This is a genomic window from Ferrimonas pelagia (genome assembly GCF_039543565.1).
In the GTDB taxonomy this organism is placed as follows: Bacteria; Pseudomonadota; Gammaproteobacteria; order Enterobacterales; family Shewanellaceae; genus Ferrimonas; species Ferrimonas pelagia.
In genome coordinates this window covers 80420-95658 of the sequence record NZ_BAABJZ010000105.1, presented here as the reverse complement: position 1 = coordinate 95658, position 15239 = coordinate 80420, and the positions used below count along the sequence as shown (strand labels likewise).

Annotated in this window: 10 protein-coding genes; 6 read left to right on the top strand and 4 right to left on the bottom strand. The window is 57.2% G+C overall.

Annotated elements, in window-relative coordinates; genetic code table 11:
* Positions 1-6 precede the first annotated feature (6 nt).
* Positions 7-2820, bottom strand: a complete 2814-nt coding sequence (locus tag ABEA08_RS20580; protein ID WP_345337310.1) for a TonB-dependent receptor — start codon at positions 2818-2820, stop codon at positions 7-9.
* A gap of 655 nt (positions 2821-3475) precedes the next feature.
* On the opposite strand from ABEA08_RS20580, the gene ABEA08_RS20575 reads away from it, so the two are divergent.
* The 3 genes from ABEA08_RS20575 to ABEA08_RS20565 all read left to right on the top strand — a co-directional run bounded on the left by ABEA08_RS20575 (position 3476) and on the right by ABEA08_RS20565 (position 8810).
* Positions 3476-5539, top strand: a complete 2064-nt coding sequence (locus ABEA08_RS20575; protein ID WP_345337309.1) for an alkaline phosphatase PhoX — start codon at positions 3476-3478, stop codon at positions 5537-5539.
* 38 nt (positions 5540-5577) lie between these two features.
* Positions 5578-7032, top strand: a complete 1455-nt coding sequence (locus ABEA08_RS20570) for a hypothetical protein (protein ID WP_345337308.1) — start codon at positions 5578-5580, stop codon at positions 7030-7032.
* Positions 7033-7235: 203 nt separating this feature from the next.
* Positions 7236-8810, top strand: coding sequence for a methyl-accepting chemotaxis protein (locus ABEA08_RS20565; RefSeq protein WP_345337307.1), 1575 nt, complete (start codon positions 7236-7238; stop codon positions 8808-8810).
* A 122-nt stretch (positions 8811-8932) separates the two neighbouring features.
* Here the strand turns inward: ABEA08_RS20565 and ABEA08_RS20560 are convergent, their stop codons facing one another.
* The gene (locus tag ABEA08_RS20560) at positions 8933-11104 is read right to left on the bottom strand and encodes an OmcA/MtrC family decaheme c-type cytochrome (protein WP_345337306.1); all 2172 of its coding nucleotides are present in this window, start codon (positions 11102-11104) and stop codon (positions 8933-8935) included.
* Between the two features lie 260 nt (positions 11105-11364).
* Here ABEA08_RS20560 and ABEA08_RS20555 point away from each other — a divergent pair, with 260 nt between their 5' ends.
* From ABEA08_RS20555 to ABEA08_RS20545, 3 genes are read left to right on the top strand one after another with little or no spacing between them, the layout of a single operon-like run.
* Positions 11365-11844 (top strand): glutathione peroxidase, encoded by a 480-nt coding sequence (locus ABEA08_RS20555; RefSeq protein WP_345337305.1) that lies wholly within the window; start codon positions 11365-11367, stop codon positions 11842-11844.
* Positions 11845-11886: 42 nt separating this feature from the next.
* Complete coding sequence (locus ABEA08_RS20550; RefSeq protein WP_345337304.1) at positions 11887-12147, top strand: TIGR02450 family Trp-rich protein; 261 nt, start codon at positions 11887-11889, stop codon at positions 12145-12147.
* Between the two features lie 22 nt (positions 12148-12169).
* The gene (locus ABEA08_RS20545; RefSeq protein WP_345337303.1) at positions 12170-12883 is read left to right on the top strand and encodes a DNA alkylation repair protein; all 714 of its coding nucleotides are present in this window, start codon (positions 12170-12172) and stop codon (positions 12881-12883) included.
* Between the two features lie 6 nt (positions 12884-12889).
* Here the strand turns inward: ABEA08_RS20545 and ABEA08_RS20540 are convergent, their stop codons facing one another.
* Together ABEA08_RS20540 and ABEA08_RS20535 are read right to left on the bottom strand one after the other, a co-directional pair.
* Positions 12890-14368, bottom strand: a complete 1479-nt coding sequence (locus ABEA08_RS20540) for an ATP-binding protein (protein ID WP_345337302.1) — start codon at positions 14366-14368, stop codon at positions 12890-12892.
* On the bottom strand, positions 14365-15087 hold the full coding sequence (locus ABEA08_RS20535) for a response regulator (RefSeq protein WP_345337301.1): 723 nt from the start codon (positions 15085-15087) through the stop codon (positions 14365-14367). Before ABEA08_RS20535 ends, ABEA08_RS20540 begins: the two co-directional genes overlap by 4 nt.
* Between the last annotated feature and the right edge of the window lie 152 nt (positions 15088-15239).

Below are 15239 nucleotides of genomic sequence, written 5' to 3'. Positions count from 1 at the left end.
ACATTGTTACAAGTTGACGGTGACGCCAGCACTGATGGTGCGGCCAAAGTCGTTATAGTTTTGGCCCCAGCCACCCTCGGCGTACTTGCCGCTGCCCGCATCCGTGACGTTACTCAGGCCCAGGTTGAAGCGCAGTTTCGGGGTTGGGCGGTAGGACATGTTGACGGTCAGGCGCTGCGACGCTGGTGAGTAGGTCGCTGGCTTGTCCGCCTGGTTGTTGTTGGCCTGATCCCACATCTCGTAGATGTCATTAAGACGCTCGGAGCGATAGCTGAACGAGGCGCGCACATCAAACTTACGTACCGAGTAGTACAGCGACATATTGGCGTTGTGGCGAGAGGCCGCCGTCAACACCTCCTGATTGGAGTTCTCCGTGAAGGTGTAGTTGGCGTCCATCCCCATATTGCTGAGCAGGCCCGGCAGGAAGGTAAATGGCGTCCGGTAAGCCACCTCGAAGCCTTGCAGCACCACACCGTCGCCGTTGGTTGGCCCAATCAAGGTGACGTTTTCGGAGCGGAGGAAGGCACCCGAGCTGTTGAAGACATCCATGCTGATGTCCTGCTCCTTACGGTGGATCAGGCTATCTACGTCCTTGTAGAAGTAGGCGGCGGCCAACATGGATTCCGGATTGTAGTACCACTCCCAGCTGACATCGATATTGTCGGCGGTAAAGGGCATCAAGTCCGGATCTGTCGTGTTCAGGCGCGGCGAACCGTCGTTGAAGTTGAAGTTGGTGTTGAGGTTCAGATCGTTCTTGTTGGGGCGCGACAGTGAGCGGCCGTAGCCAAAACGCAAGGTCATGTCGTCACGCAGCGAATAACGTAGGTTCATGCTGGGCAGCACCCACCAGTATTGGTGCTCGCGATCGACGAACTGATCGGTGGCGGAGCGCAGGATCAAGGAACCATCGCGGTCCTCAACCAACCCTTGGGTCAAGTCGGCGCCGACCCCCTGCTGTAACTGGTCGGTGTGGATGAAACGCACGCCCATGTTACCGCTCATGTCGTAGCCGAGAGAGAAATCGGTTCGCAGGTAGGCCGCGAAGTTATCCTCAATCAGGTTACTGACCTCGTTCTGATACATCTTGTTGCCGTTTGCCAGGGTGATGTTGGAGGCGTAGTCACGCACATCGTAGACGCTAATGTGATCGCGAAAATGTATGGCATCCGGGGTCAGGTAGTTGTATGGCGTGCCACCCTGGTTCAAGCTGTTAAACCAGCCACCGCTACCGGGCTGGGCAGTGATAAAGCGGATCAGGCTTTCATCGTAACCGTTGGCCGCAAGCAAGCCCAAGACTTGTTCATGATCCATCTGGGCGTGCAAACTGTGCTTGGAGGTCAACGACTCCTCGCGGGCATAGCTAAAGCCAAAGCGGATCTTGTTAACGGCGAGCAGGCCATAGTCACGATAGAAGTCGTGGGTAATGTCCAGATTGACCGAGCTGGCGTTGGTTTCTTGGGTACTGCCCAATTGCGGTCCGGCTAGGCGTAGGCCCGAGTTATTGACGTTGGGATCGTAGCGGCCATAGCTGCCCGGATTGGACAGGTACTCCGCCATTCCTGCGGTGTTGTAGGTGTAGCGAACCGGATCGCCGTTGCCCGCCGTGCCCCAGTCAAAGGTCATGTCCATGGCGTCGAGATCGGTGAGCAACATCATGTTGTCCCAATCTTGATCGGAGCGTGAGCTGCTTAGCCCGGCATCAAAGGTCCAGTCGCCGACGGTGTATGTGGCTTCTAAGGTGTTGAGGAAGATGTTGGTGTCTTTGGAGATGGGTCCATCCTCAACCCAGTTACGCACCCCCTCAAAATCCGCACTGGTCACATAGGTGGTGTCCCCCACCGTATAGCCATCCCAATTGGTGATGTCTTCATTTTGCAGGTTAAACACGTGGCGCTGACGGTGCTCGGAGGATTTGTAATTGGTGTACAGCGACTCTGCCCACAGTGATAGGTTATCACTCGGGTTCCATTGCATATTGATGAAGCCTGCCGCACGTTCCCGTACGTTATCCTGCAACACAGCCCGGGTTTGGCTGGTGCCGTAGGCGTTCATCTTCTCACCATCTTCCGGGTTGTCCGGGTTGGTGTTGTAGTAGTAACGACCTGTGCCCAGTGGGTTGTTTTCGATTTTCTGCGAGGCGTTAGTCTGATCCATATAGTTCAGGCCGAACGCTATCCCCAGGGTATCTTCAATGATCGGATTGGTATGAATGAAAGAGAGATCGACCCCGGGCTCACCGGAGTTGCCCTGATAGGTGGTCCGACCGATCACACGGGTCTGGGCCTGCTTGCGATCCAGTGCGCGGTGGCTCTGCATGTTCACTGTGCCGGAGATCCCGCCCTCTTCCAGATCGGCCGAGGTACTTTTCTGCACGGACACGCGGGAGATAAAGGCCGACGGCATGATGTCGTAGGAGAAGTTACGGTTGGGGTTCAATGCCGTGGTAATGGTGCGGCCATTGTACAGGGTCTTGGTGAAGTAACCTGGCATGCCGCGGATATTAACCTCACGGGCGGTACCGCCTTCGCTGCGGTCGATCTGTACACCGGACACCCGCTCGAGCGAGTCGCCGATGTCGGCATCGGGCATGACGCCGATGTCTTCGGCGGAGATCACGTCGATCTGTGCGTCACTGAAACGTTTTTCATTGATGGCATCCGCTAGACTGGCGCGGGTGCCAGTGACACGGATCACTTCAATGTCTTCATCTACCTTATCGGTGGAAGCATCCGCCTCCGCCGCATAAGCCAATCCGCCGCCTTGAAACATTACTACCAGGAAGGCAGCAATGGGAGACAGTTTAGAAGCAGGGAACTGCATTAAACACCTCGATATATCGCTTTAGTGGTGCACTAACCCTGGGCACCACAGCAAATGTTCAACTGCCAGTTTTTATTTTTATGGCAGTTTCGTCCCAACCTTAAATAAAATCGATCATGAAGACATTTCATGACCTTTCTTTACATTGGAGAGGGGTTTATTCCTCTATAACTCAAAAAAACACTGTGCCGATAACGTGTTTAAGTACAGACCAAGCTGACTCAATGCCAGATTACATAAGGTCATTGACCAATGCTATGACAATGAGGTTGAACAACATTTACATTGTAAATATTCAGAATGTACTCACGAACTCCGCTCAATGGGTTGTCAGGATGACGATTTGTTACGGCTGTATAAGTAAGCGTCATTCAGCGTCACTCTGTGGTGATGAGTGGTGATCTGTCTCACCCTGGTGGTGCGAGCTGGGTGATGGCGCTCACATTACGTAGAATCGGGGGGCAGATTAACCTTAGGTCTGGCTTGCTATGTTGTAAGACATTAATTTACATTCTGGGGGTAAGTTATAAGAGAAGAACAGCCTTAGATACTCATTACATTGAACTCAACAAGAAAACGCTCCGCCGATAACAGAGCAATAAAATAATAATTTCGTCCTTATATAAAAGGTACGAAATAACTTGTAGAGGTTGGTATGAGAAAGTATCAGCTATCGCTGTTAGCAACGGCGATGAGCGTAGCATTGGTTGGCTGCGGTGGAGATGCGCGCCAGCACGTCGAGTGTGACGGGCCGAGTTGCATTGAGCTGCCGGAAAAACCGCAGGATTGTAATAAACTCCTGTACGACTGCGAAACCGGTCTGCCCCGTCCGCCGGAAGGTCCGGGCGCTTTGATGCGCCTGGCTACTGCGCCCCTTGGTATTGGGTTTAGCGGTTTGGAAATCCGTGATGGTGAGCTGTTCTTTGCTACCCGTGGGTATGAAGAGTACGGAAACATGGGGGCAAACGGCGGTTATGGCGGTTTTTATAAACAAGCTTTAATCGGCGGCCTGTATGGCGAGTCCATTGATGACGTCGTGGTGCACCGTTTTCGTTCGGTGGAGCGCGGCACCGACGCTTATGCCAACCACCGGATCCGCATCGCTCATGGTGCGGGAGATGAGACTGACGCGCTGATCCAGCGCGAATATCACTACCTACTGAAAGCCGACGGTGATGATGCCCATTTGGGCTTTGGAGCGATCGAGCATCTGCAGGAGTCCAACCTTAACACTGGCGTGCTGGAGTCATTGAGCCAACGTCCAGTCGGCAACCGATTTGTTGCCAGCAATCCAGAGGGTACCGAGGGTTACCTGTTCTCTTTCTGGGACACCTTCCCCGGCGGTTTTACCCGTACTCAGATCGCACGGGCAGCAACCGCCCCAGAACTGCCCCCGGTAGAGTGTGAAGAAGGCGTGGTTGCCAATTGCGACGTGCCTGTGGTGCAAAGCTGGGATGTGGCCGGTAGCGAATTCTTTGATCTGCAGGCGCTGCAAGGCACAGCCGGGATAGCCGCCAGTCAGATGACCCCTTGGCAGACACCGCTGTTTGCCGAAAACAGTGTGGTGATGAGCACCAGTAAGAGCACCAGTTCTGCCACCTGGAACCAATCCACCGATGGGCTGGTGGCAGACGATCCCTATGTGGCGGCCCTGCAGGCTGTACAGCAGGATGATCGATTCCCCAATCCCTACCGCTATGGCTATCAGGTGGAGATCACTGAGCCTACACTGGAGATCCCGACGGTCGTAAAACACTTTGCCATGGGCCGCTTTGAGCAGCACAGCGCGGTGATCATGCCGGATCGTCAAACCGTTTACCTGTCACAGCGCACCGAAGATGGCGTCCTGTACCGTTTTGTCGCCGATGCGCCTGAGCATCTCAGCGAGGGAACCCTGTTCGCAGCGAAAGTGAACCAGGATTCTGATACCTATCTGGACCACCCAGAGCGGGTTGAGTTTGAGCTTGAGTGGATCGAACTGGGCCATACCAGTAGTGCTCAGGTGGAGGCTTGGATCAGTGACTTTGATGGCATCGGCCTAGCCGATTTTGTCGATGAACAATCCAGCTACCTGACTCTGGAAGATGTTAAAGCCTGGTCTCGCTGGGTGGACGCCGGGCGTCCCGCCGATGGCCACAGCTACCCGAGTGTAGAGGAGGGGGGTAACGCCACCACCGCCAGCGAGCCGATGGACGATCGCGTTGCCTTCTTGGAAAGCCGGCAAGCGGCTATAGCTCAAGGTGCCACCGCCGAGTGGTACAACCTATCCGGATTGACCGCCAACCTGGCTAGGGTGGAGAAAGCCATCGAAGGGACGGGCCTATCCGACGACGTTGAGGTGGCGTATCTCTATTTTGCCATTCCTGAGTTTTTTGGCTCGATGGCGCAGGCACTTGACGCCTCCCATAAGCCGACCGGCTCCGCGCCTAGCGGCGATATCCGTCTGGACTACAGCAATGCCAAGTGCGGCGGGATCTATCGAATGCCCGTGCAAGAGGGCTATGAAGTCACACGGATTGAACCGGTGATCATGGGCGGCGACCTGCCCTTTGCAGACCACCAATATCGATGTGATTGGGATCAGATCACCTCTCCGCAGGAGATCGTGGTGCGCAATGACGGGATCCTGATCGTGGCCGAAGAGTATAAGTCGAGCAACAACGGAGGACGTGGTGGTCAGCAAAATGCGTCCATGTGGATGTTCCATCCGGTCGATTGATTGGCAACCCAAAGCACAACGAATTTAGAGGTGACTTCGTGTCTACAAAGAAAACTCTGGTGGCTTTGACCACCGCAGCAGTGTTGCTGACCGGTTGCTCGGACGACGATGACCGCAAGGTGGACAGCAAGCCGGCACTGACTAAAATCGCCATTGGCGAGCAGTACTACCCCATCGGCTTTAAAGAGCAGGTACAAAACAACCTGCAATTTTTTGCCGATATGGTGGCGGTGGATTTCTACAATCAACTGCCAGTTGACACCATGAACGTGTATTTCCACGACACCTATGTGGTCGATAACAACGCCAATACCACGGCCATTGCGCTGTATCTGAACATCCTGACTGAGATGGAGCGGAGCGGTGATAGCGTCGCCCGTCGTCGTCTGAGTGAGGCTTTGTTCAAACTGGAAGAAGCGGGCAGGTTCGGCGGCTTGTTCCTTAGTGATTATGAGTATGAGAACCGCTATCTGGTCAGCCCCAAAGATGACAGCAAGCGCAATGCTGGCAAGGTGACAGTAGGAGACAATGGTCAGATCCTGTCCAGTTTGGCCGCGTTGGCGGGGGCCTATTGGCAGCATGAGGACGCCGAGTTAGCTGAGCTTGCTCAGCGCGCTCACCGGTTGATCCTGGCGACGGTGCCCGGTTGGCACAAGCTGTATGACGTTGAAGAAAACGACAGCGGCCTACTGCGTCAGGGCTGGGATTATCAAACCAATGATTACCTGCCGGCGCTGGCGGATAATCAAGCCACTAACCAGCGACTTGGTGCCTTGTGGGCGGTGTTGCTGAGCGGCGGTGAGATCCCAGCACAGGCGTTTACCGGCATGACCACTTGGGGGACACAGATCGCCACTGATGGTGGTGAGTCGCTGACGTCTCTGGTGACGCCCAATGGCGGATTTGCCGACGCGATGGTACCGGGCCTGTGGTTTGATGAGGCCCAGCTGATCACCGACTTCAGTCCGTTTGAGAATTTTGCCGGGCTGCATGTTGAGTATGCGGCTGAGTATGGGATCCCCCTGCTCTCTGACAGCTTTGACAAGTTTGGCAAAGCCACGGTCTACGGTCTGGACAGCGTATCGCAAAGCTATTATCAGCACGGTGACTCCAATCAGACGGCCATTGGCGCGCCCTATGCCAGCGCGCTGTACGGCCTGTTGGCACCGATGGATGCGGTGGATCAGCTAAGCCAGTTGCAGACGCAGCTGCCAGCGATCGCCAACGCGGCCGGTTGGTACAGTCTGTATGAGTATCAGTACGACGAACAGAGCGACTCCGTGTCTTACCTGACCGGATCTAAGATGTCCTCACTGCATCAGGCGCTGTTCAGCGCTAGCTTCTTCGCTGACAGCCTGCGCAATGACGTCGAGCACTACATCGTGAATGCGTTGGGGGCGGACGCCTGGAACGACGTGGTTCAGTTGTATGCCACGTTCGGTATTGATGGGCTTTGCAGTGTCGAAGATGGGTGCCAACGCACTGATCGCTAAACCACGCTGAGTCGATAGGTAAAAAAGGGAGCCAGGGACGGCTCCCTTTTGTTTGTCTGCTGTCATGAGGGCTTGCTCACACGCTGGCAACTGATCTAAATCAAAATAAATTCAAAAACTTGCGCCGCTGTGATCCAGCGCTATGCGTCCTGATATTGGCACTGGCACCATAGCGCGACACATCGCCGTTTTGGAGCTGAGCCATGCGCAACAACCAGCCTGTCACGGGACGGGAAACCCCCTTTGCCGACGACGTTATCTTGCTGTCCACCACCGATCTGAAGGGCAACATTAAATATGCCAACAGCGGATTCAGTCAGATCTGTCAGTACAGCTATCAAGAGCTGCGGCGCCAGCCTCACAATATAGTGCGTCACCCCGACATGCCGGAGCAGGCCTTTGCGGCGATGTGGGGCCAGATCCAGCAGGGCAATCCCTGGTTTGGCATCGTTAAAAATCGCGCCAAAAATGGCGATCATTATTGGGTCAATGCCTATGTCACTCCGGTGTACGAGGAGGGTAAGATCCATGAGTACCAGTCGGTGCGGCGCAAGGCCAACCCGCAGCATGTCGAGCAAGCGGAAGCGGTCTATGGCGCGTTAAAGGCCGGCAAGCAGCCGAAGTCGCTGCGGCCCGCCCGGCTGGGGTTCGCCAATCGATTGCTGCTGGCGGCGACCGGGGGCGGCTTATTGACGGCACTTTTGGCGCTGTGGCAACCCTTGTTGGGGACGGGGCTTGGTTTGGCGGCGACCTTGGCGCTGCTGTGGTGGTTGTTGCAACCGTTTCGTGCTCTGGTGGCGCGTAGCGAGGCGGTGATCGACGATCCCATTGCCCGTGCGGTGTTCAGTGGCCGTCAGGATGAGTTGGGGCAGATCGGATTGACCCTGGACTTTCTGTCGACCGAGCTCGGTGGCGTCGTCGGACGAATGGCGGATTCGGCCGGTGATCTGTGCACCATGGGGCGGGAGCTGAGCACGACGGTGGTGGACACCCAGCAGCGGGCGCAGGAGCAGAGCCAACAAACGGCGGCGGCGGCGACCGCAGTGGAGGAGATGAGCGTCAGCTTTAATGAGGTGGCCGACAATGCGACCGGTGTGGCTCAGGCTTTGCGTGACAGCGTAGAGACCGCCGATCAGGGCAGTGAGATCTTGGCGCAGGTGACCACGGCGATCGAAACCTTAAGCCAGGATGTGGCGCGGATCGCCGGTGATGTGGTGACCATCGAGCAGGACAGCGGTGCGATCGCCGAGGTGTTGGATGTGATCCGCGGCATTGCCGATCAAACCAACCTGCTGGCGCTCAATGCCGCCATCGAGGCGGCGCGGGCCGGCGAGCAGGGCCGCGGCTTTGCCGTCGTGGCCGACGAGGTGCGCACCTTGGCGCAGCGCACGGCGGATTCCACTGTGCAGATCGAGGGGATCGTCAAGCAGTTCCAGGGCTCCAGTCGGGCGGCCAGCGTGGCCATGCGCGAAGGTGAGCAGGCCGCATCGCAGACGGTGATCCTGACCCGCCGGGTCGATGAGGCGTTTGCTTCGCTGCGCGAGGCGATCGATCGGATCAATCAGATGAGTGAGCAGATCGCCGCGGCCATGAGCCAGCAGCGGGTGGTGACCCAGGACATCAGTCAGGCCATTCAAACCATCAGTGATCTGGCCCAGTGCAGCTTGGATCAAGCAGCGGAGACGGCGAAGCGGGGTGAGGATATGTCACGACTGGCTTCCAAGCAGTCGCAGCTGTCTCAGCAGTTCTGGCAACAGGGCGTTGGCCGAGGTAATTGATCGCGCAGTTATCTTGCCCGCCCAGATGCGGCGGCTCGGGCGGGTTGAGCAGCAGATAAAGAAGAGGGGGGAGATTAAGATCTCCCCCCTCTTTATGTAGAGCGGTTTATCCGCGGGTCAGGTTAGAAGCTGTGAACTCCGTCGTGACACACGGCGCAGCTTTCGACCGGCGGGTTCGGTACGGCGTTGGCCGGGTCAATGATGGCACCTTGGCTGGCGGCGTGGGCGGCGACCGCCTCGCTGGTATGACAGGTCAGGCAGGTGGTGGCGATGGGGCTGACCCGATCGACGTTATCCAGATCCAGACTGACGCGGAAGCCGGTTTTACCAGACTGCAACGCACCGCTGCCATCGAACCATTCGTCACTGACATGGCATGCCGCACAGTCGGTGAGCAGGTTGGGATAGTGGATCCCAGTTTCCCCATCATCCACATAATCGCTGTGATTCGCGTGGAACTTGTGGGAATTCAGGCCAAGATCCCGGCTGCTGCCTCTGAAAGAGATAACATTTTCATTGTGGCAATGGACGCACTGCTCGATCTTGTCGACGCCGTGATGGCCGCGTTTGCCATAGGCGATATCGCCGTGGCAATCGTTGCACTTGGCGATGGACACGACTCCACCTTCCTCGGTGGCGTAGCGAGACAGGACCACATCGGTGCTGGTGGGATCGGTTGTATCGAAGTACACCGCTTCGGACTTCATTGCTAATGAGGTGGTGTCATCAATTTCGGCGCCACAGGTAGCCAACGCGCCCTCCTTGGCACAGAGTCGTACGTCACCGATGATCACACCGGTGCCACTGACGATCTCGGCCGGCGCGGTGGTGCTGGTGAGGTAGTGGGTGCCATCAAAGCTGGCTTCCTGGAACGGGGCAGAGCCGGTGCCATAGGCACTGTAAGCCAAGGCATAGCCACTGTCGGCTTGGAAGTTAACCAGCCACTTTTGATCGCCGGAAATAAAGTCTAGTGCTGCCAGATCTTCGGTATAGGCTGCGCCATTGAGGTAGGCCTTGAAGCCGAAGGTGACGTCCACCAAGGTGGGGTCAACATTGGCGACGACCGTGATGGTGGCCGGATCCACTTTGGCGTAGAAGGCGTCGCGCAAGGTATCGCGAATGCCGATCTCGTGACTGGCCATCACTGGCAGCAGACCTCCGGCGCCATGACAGACGGCGCAATCCGCGTCATTGTCGACCACGACATCTGCATGGTTTTCGCCGGTGCGGGGATCGGTCTCGATGTGGCAGGCGACACAGGCATCGCGGTAGATGTTGTCGACCCAGGCGGTGTTGCCTTCATGGCAGGCGACGCAGTTGTTGAGCTCGCCCGGATAGTGGATATCACCCATATACTCGAGCGCTTCGCCACTGAGGCTATCGGCAATGTGGGCGCCGGCATGCAGGCGGTGGATCAATACCGTCAGATCCCAGTTGCCTTCATTCCAGCCTTCTGCGATCTGCTCATCGGTGGCTTCATAGTAGGTGTTGTGGCAGTTCACACAATTACCAACACTTTGGTAATTGTGGTGAGCGTGCAGGTTAACGATGGGCGAGCCCTCATCTCCGCCGTGACAATTCTGACAGGCACTGTCCATCACCAGATCGCGACCAGAATCGGTCAGGATCTCGCCGGTGGCCGGGATGTAGTCGAGTCGCTCGGACAAGACTTTGTCGTCAATGCCTTCGCCGGTGCTGTCGACGATGTTGTAGCCGCGCAGCCAGAGACGGTGGGTCAGGTTGGTGTCATCGCCCTCGAGATAGACCGGCGGCGTGCTCCCCTCGTGCTCCCAGGTACCGACATAATAGCCGGGCTCTGTCTCTGTCAGGGTACAGGCTTGGTAGGTGGTGCCGCGTACGGTGATCTCGCCACCGGCGATATCACAGTACATGGCGGTTTGTTCGTTACTCAGGTAGCTGTGGCTGGCCCAAGCGGTTGGCGCGCCAATATCAGTGTCGTTGAGGGTGAGGTGTGAGGCGTAGATCGAGACTCTATTCAAGCCGACGAAAGGCACGACCTCGCCGAGGGGATTTTGACCGTCCAGTTGAAACTCAATACGGAAATTCTCGGACAGGTCGATGTTCTCTGGTGCCAGGGTAAACTGTAGTTCGTTAATGTTCTCCGCACTTTGGGTAAAACTGCCGGCGGGTAGGCCTGGGCTGCCATCGGGTCCCTGGGGCCCAACAGCACCATCGGCACCATCGGCACCATCTTTGCCATCATCTCCGCAGCCAGATAGGGTCAACAGGCCCATCAAAACGAGGGCGGTTAATTTGCTTTTGTGAACTCGCATTATCATCCTTCCTTAGCGCAAAATTGTCTTGGGACAGAAGCACTCAGTTATGGTTTTAACATGGCGGAAGATGTTACGTAGATGTTTATGACTGAAACTCAACCTTTGTTTGCGCAAGATCAAGAGAACACTCAAACGAGCGTTTAAACGCATGAAAGCGCTCCGAGTTCGACCACTTTGAGTCCAGCGTGGAAACTGGTTATGGTGATGGTTCGCAGAGCGTTGTGTTCCGTCGGTTCGGCCAACAAGGAGTCAGTGTTATGAACCCGATTTACGCGTTTGAAGTGAGCACCAATGCGGGTCAACCGCAGTCCCTAAGTGAGTATCAGGGCAAGGTGATGTTGATCGTCAATACCGCCAGCAAATGCGGCTTTACCCCGCAGTATGAGGGGCTGGAGCGGGTGTATCAGCAATACAAGGAGCAAGGCTTGGTGGTGCTGGGCTTTCCCTGCAACCAGTTTGGTCAGCAGGAGCCGGGCGATGCCGCGGCGATCAGTGAGTTTTGTCAGCTCAACTTTGGCGTGACCTTTCCGCTGATGGCTAAGGTGGAGGTCAACGGCAGTGGTGCGGATCCGCTGTTCGAATACCTGAAAAAGGCCGCGCCGGGAATGCTGGGCAGCAAGGGGATCAAATGGAATTTCACCAAGTTTCTGGTGGATCGGGATGGAAAGGTGGTGAAGCGCTACGCGCCGACCGATAAGCCGGAGTCCATCGCGGCGGACATCAAGGCTCTGCTGTAAGCGTAGGTGATCCACTGTCGGGCTGTGAAGCGTAGAAGCAGCATGTCCGCTCTCAGCCCGAACAAGCCTGGCCCGAGCCGGCGCAGGCGACATAAGCTCAGCCCCAAAAAACTGCTGTCCAGCAAGTGGACACGCGTCGAACCCATCGATTGGCAGAAGCACTTTATGGTGGTTAAAGTGACGATCGATGAGGACGGGGTAGTGGTGCTCTGCCATATTGAAGCCATTATCAATCGCAAGCGATACCGTATCGACTGGCGCGAGCTCAATGACGACGCGATCTGGTTGCCAGGTTGGCGCTGAATCTCCTTTAATCAGGCCAGATATGATCACCGCTCAAAAGCTGCTTAATGAACTCAAGGCGTTGTCTGATCCGGACAAAGCCGACTTTTACCCCAAGTATTTTCAAGCCCGGCCCGGCGGCTATGGCGAGGGAGACCGCTTCCTCGGCGTGACGGTGCCGAATGTGCGCAAGCTGTCGCGGCAACAGCGCGAACTGCCGCTGGCGACGGTCGAAGTGCTGCTGGCCAGTGAGTGGCACGAGGTGCGCCAGCTCGGGTTATTCATTCTGGTGCTACAGCATGAGCGGGCGAAGTCGGCCGAGCGACGCGATGCGCTGACGGCGTTCTATCTGAGTCAATTGGCGGCGGTGAACAACTGGGATCTGATCGATGGGAGTGCGCCCCGCCTGCTCGGTGAGCCGGTACTGCGCGGTCAGTTTGTGGCTGAGCAGGCCCAGCTACTGCGCAGTCCCCGGCTGTGGGATCGGCGGGTGGCGGTGCTGGCGTCGCTGGCGGGGATCCGCGCTGGCCAGAGCGAGCCGATCTTGGCACAGGCCCGGACGCTGCTGAGCGATCCGCACGATCTGATCCATAAGGCGGTCGGCTGGATGCTGCGGGAGATGGGTAAGCGAGATGAGGCGGCGCTGTTGGGGTTTCTCGATGAGCATGCTGGGCGGATGCCGCGGGTGATGCTGCGCTATGCGATTGAGAAGTTGCCCGTCGAGCAGCGACACGCGTATCTGCAGCGACGGGCTTAATGGCCGTTAGCGGTTCGGGATAGTGAGGGTGATCAGCAAACCCGGATGTTGATTTTGCAACTGAATGTCGCCGCCATGGCTACGCAGGATATTGCGGGCGATGGACATCCCCAGGCCCACGCCGCCGGTATGTCGATTACGCGAACTTTCCAGTCGGAAGAAGGGCTCAAACACTTGCTCTATCTTGTCCGGCGCGATCCCCGGGCCTTGATCTCGGATGGTGATCTTGACGGTCTGATTGTCTGCGGTGATGGCCACATCCGCTTGTTCACCGTATTGCACCGCGTTTTCGATCAGATTGCGCAGCGCCCGCTTTAGGCTGAGCGGGCGGCAGGCGATCACAGCCGATTGTTCGCTCTCGCTAAACCTGACCGCTTTGCCTTGCTCGGCCAGATCATCACACAGGCTGTCGAGCAGCGCATTCAGATCCACCTGGCGGGTGGCTTCGGTGTCGGAGCCGTCGCGGACAAAGGCCAGTGTGGCCTCGCTCATCTGCTGCATCTCATCCAGTGTGTCCAGCAGCCGTTGTTGATGCTCGCTTGGCTCCATCATCTCCACCCGCAGCCGCAGGCTGGTGATCGGGGTACGCAGATCGTGGGAGAACGCCGCCAGCATGCGGGTACGATCGGACACGAAGCGTTGTTGCCTGTCCTGCATCTGATTGAAGGCGCGGGTGAGCTCGCGGATCTCCTCTGGCCCCTGCTCCTGTAATGGCGGCAGGGTTTCTCCTCGGCCCATTCGATTGGCCGCGGTGGAAAGGCTTTTCACTGGGGTGGCGATCCGTCGCACCATCCACAGCAGGGCGATCATCAGTGCACCGCCTGCCAGCAGCAGGAAGATCAAGGTTTGCCGCGGGATCAGTGCCGGTGGCTTAGGCACCACCATGTCAAAGTTGAGCCAGCGATCCTCTTTGGTTTTTAAGGAGATACTCAAATATTCCAGCCGTGGGCGGGTGCGTTGATCCTTCTCCATAGAGCGTTCAAACAGCATGCGCCGCTGTCGCTCGGTCATGTGACGGGCCCGATCCGGCCCGCGGCCCCGTTGCTCTTCTTCCGAGAATTGATATTCCCGCAGCTGTTTCTCCGTTGGTAACTGGAAACGATAGCCGATGCTGGCGCGGATCCGCCCTTGGTATTGCGGACCGAGCATGCCCAACAGGCGGGCCTGTAGGCGGCGATCCATGTCGGTTTCCGGCTGGGCACTGAGGGTGCTGCTGTCGTCAATATGGACCCGGGTGCTGGTGTTACGCGTCGCCCGTAGGATGGTCTTGTGGTACTCCGGCTCGCTGCTCTCCAGCAGTTTGACAATGGAGACGTACTGCTTGAGCAGCTGGCCCTGACTGAGGGCGCCAAACGACTCGCGATGGGCACCGGACAGCAGCCAGACGCTGATCCCCAGCGCCAGAGTCAGTACCAGCAGCACCAGGGCGATCATCTGCCCGGCCAGGCGGCGGGGCCAGAGTCGGCGCAGACGCTGGCTGATCATGAAATTTGGGTCTCTTCGGTGAACATGTAGCCGCCGCCCCAGACGGTTTTGATCAGGGTCGGGACTTTGGGATCCGGCTCGATCTTCTTGCGTAGCCGACTGATCTGATTATCGATGCTGCGATCAAATGGCATCGCTTCCCGGCCACGGGTCAGATCCATCAATTGGTCCCGGCTGAGCACTTGGCGCGGGTGCTCCAGCAGAACTTTCAGCAGTCGGTATTCGGCGGTGCTCAGCGGCAGCAGGACGCCTTGGGCGTTTTCCAATTGACGTTGATGGATGTCCAGCACCCAGCCGGGAAAGGCGATGCGGCTGGCGTCGCCCGCTGCGTGGCTGCCAGTTTCTTCCTGATGTTCATTGCGGCGTAGCACGGCTTTGATCCGGGCCAGCAACACCCGGGGGCTAAAGGGTTTGGTGACGTAGTCGTCGGCGCCCATCTCCAACCCGACAATGGTATCGGCGTCTTCGCTCATGGCGGTGAGCATAATCACCGGCGGCCCGTCCTGCTCGCGCAGTTGACGGCACAGGCTGAGGCCATCTTCACCGGGCATCATCAGATCCAGCACCACCAGATCGATGTGGTGCTCGGCCAAGACCGCCTTCATCTGCTCGCCGCCGTTGGCGGTGGTGATCTGGAACCCGTGCTGCTGCAGATAGCTGCCCAGCAGATCGCGGATCTCGTCGTGATCGTCGACCACCAGGATGTGTTGCTGGGACATAGAGCGCCTCGCTACGAACCAAAAGGGATTGGGGCCATTATACGGCCTTGAGCTTAAGGGGAATGTATCAAAGTTTAACTGTCACAAAGTCATTTTATTTCATGAGGATAGAGATGGTCTGTTGTCTTTTGGCGTTCATTCTTCGTGGGGCT

Bases quoted from the DNA above. Each gene is read 5' to 3' on its own strand.
- ABEA08_RS20580 (WP_345337310.1), bottom strand. From the start codon at position 2,820: ATGCAGTTCCCTGCTTCTAAACTGTCTCCCATTGCTGCCTTCCTGGTA.
- ABEA08_RS20575 (WP_345337309.1), top strand. From the start codon at position 3,476: ATGAGAAAGTATCAGCTATCGCTGTTAGCAACGGCGATGAGCGTAGCA.
- ABEA08_RS20565 (WP_345337307.1), top strand. From the start codon at position 7,236: ATGCGCAACAACCAGCCTGTCACGGGACGGGAAACCCCCTTTGCCGAC.
- ABEA08_RS20560 (WP_345337306.1), bottom strand. From the start codon at position 11,104: ATGCGAGTTCACAAAAGCAAATTAACCGCCCTCGTTTTGATGGGCCTG.
- ABEA08_RS20555 (WP_345337305.1), top strand. From the start codon at position 11,365: ATGAACCCGATTTACGCGTTTGAAGTGAGCACCAATGCGGGTCAACCG.
- ABEA08_RS20550 (WP_345337304.1), top strand. From the start codon at position 11,887: ATGTCCGCTCTCAGCCCGAACAAGCCTGGCCCGAGCCGGCGCAGGCGA.
- ABEA08_RS20545 (WP_345337303.1), top strand. From the start codon at position 12,170: ATGATCACCGCTCAAAAGCTGCTTAATGAACTCAAGGCGTTGTCTGAT.
- ABEA08_RS20540 (WP_345337302.1), bottom strand. From the start codon at position 14,368: ATGATCAGCCAGCGTCTGCGCCGACTCTGGCCCCGCCGCCTGGCCGGG.
- ABEA08_RS20535 (WP_345337301.1), bottom strand. From the start codon at position 15,087: ATGTCCCAGCAACACATCCTGGTGGTCGACGATCACGACGAGATCCGC.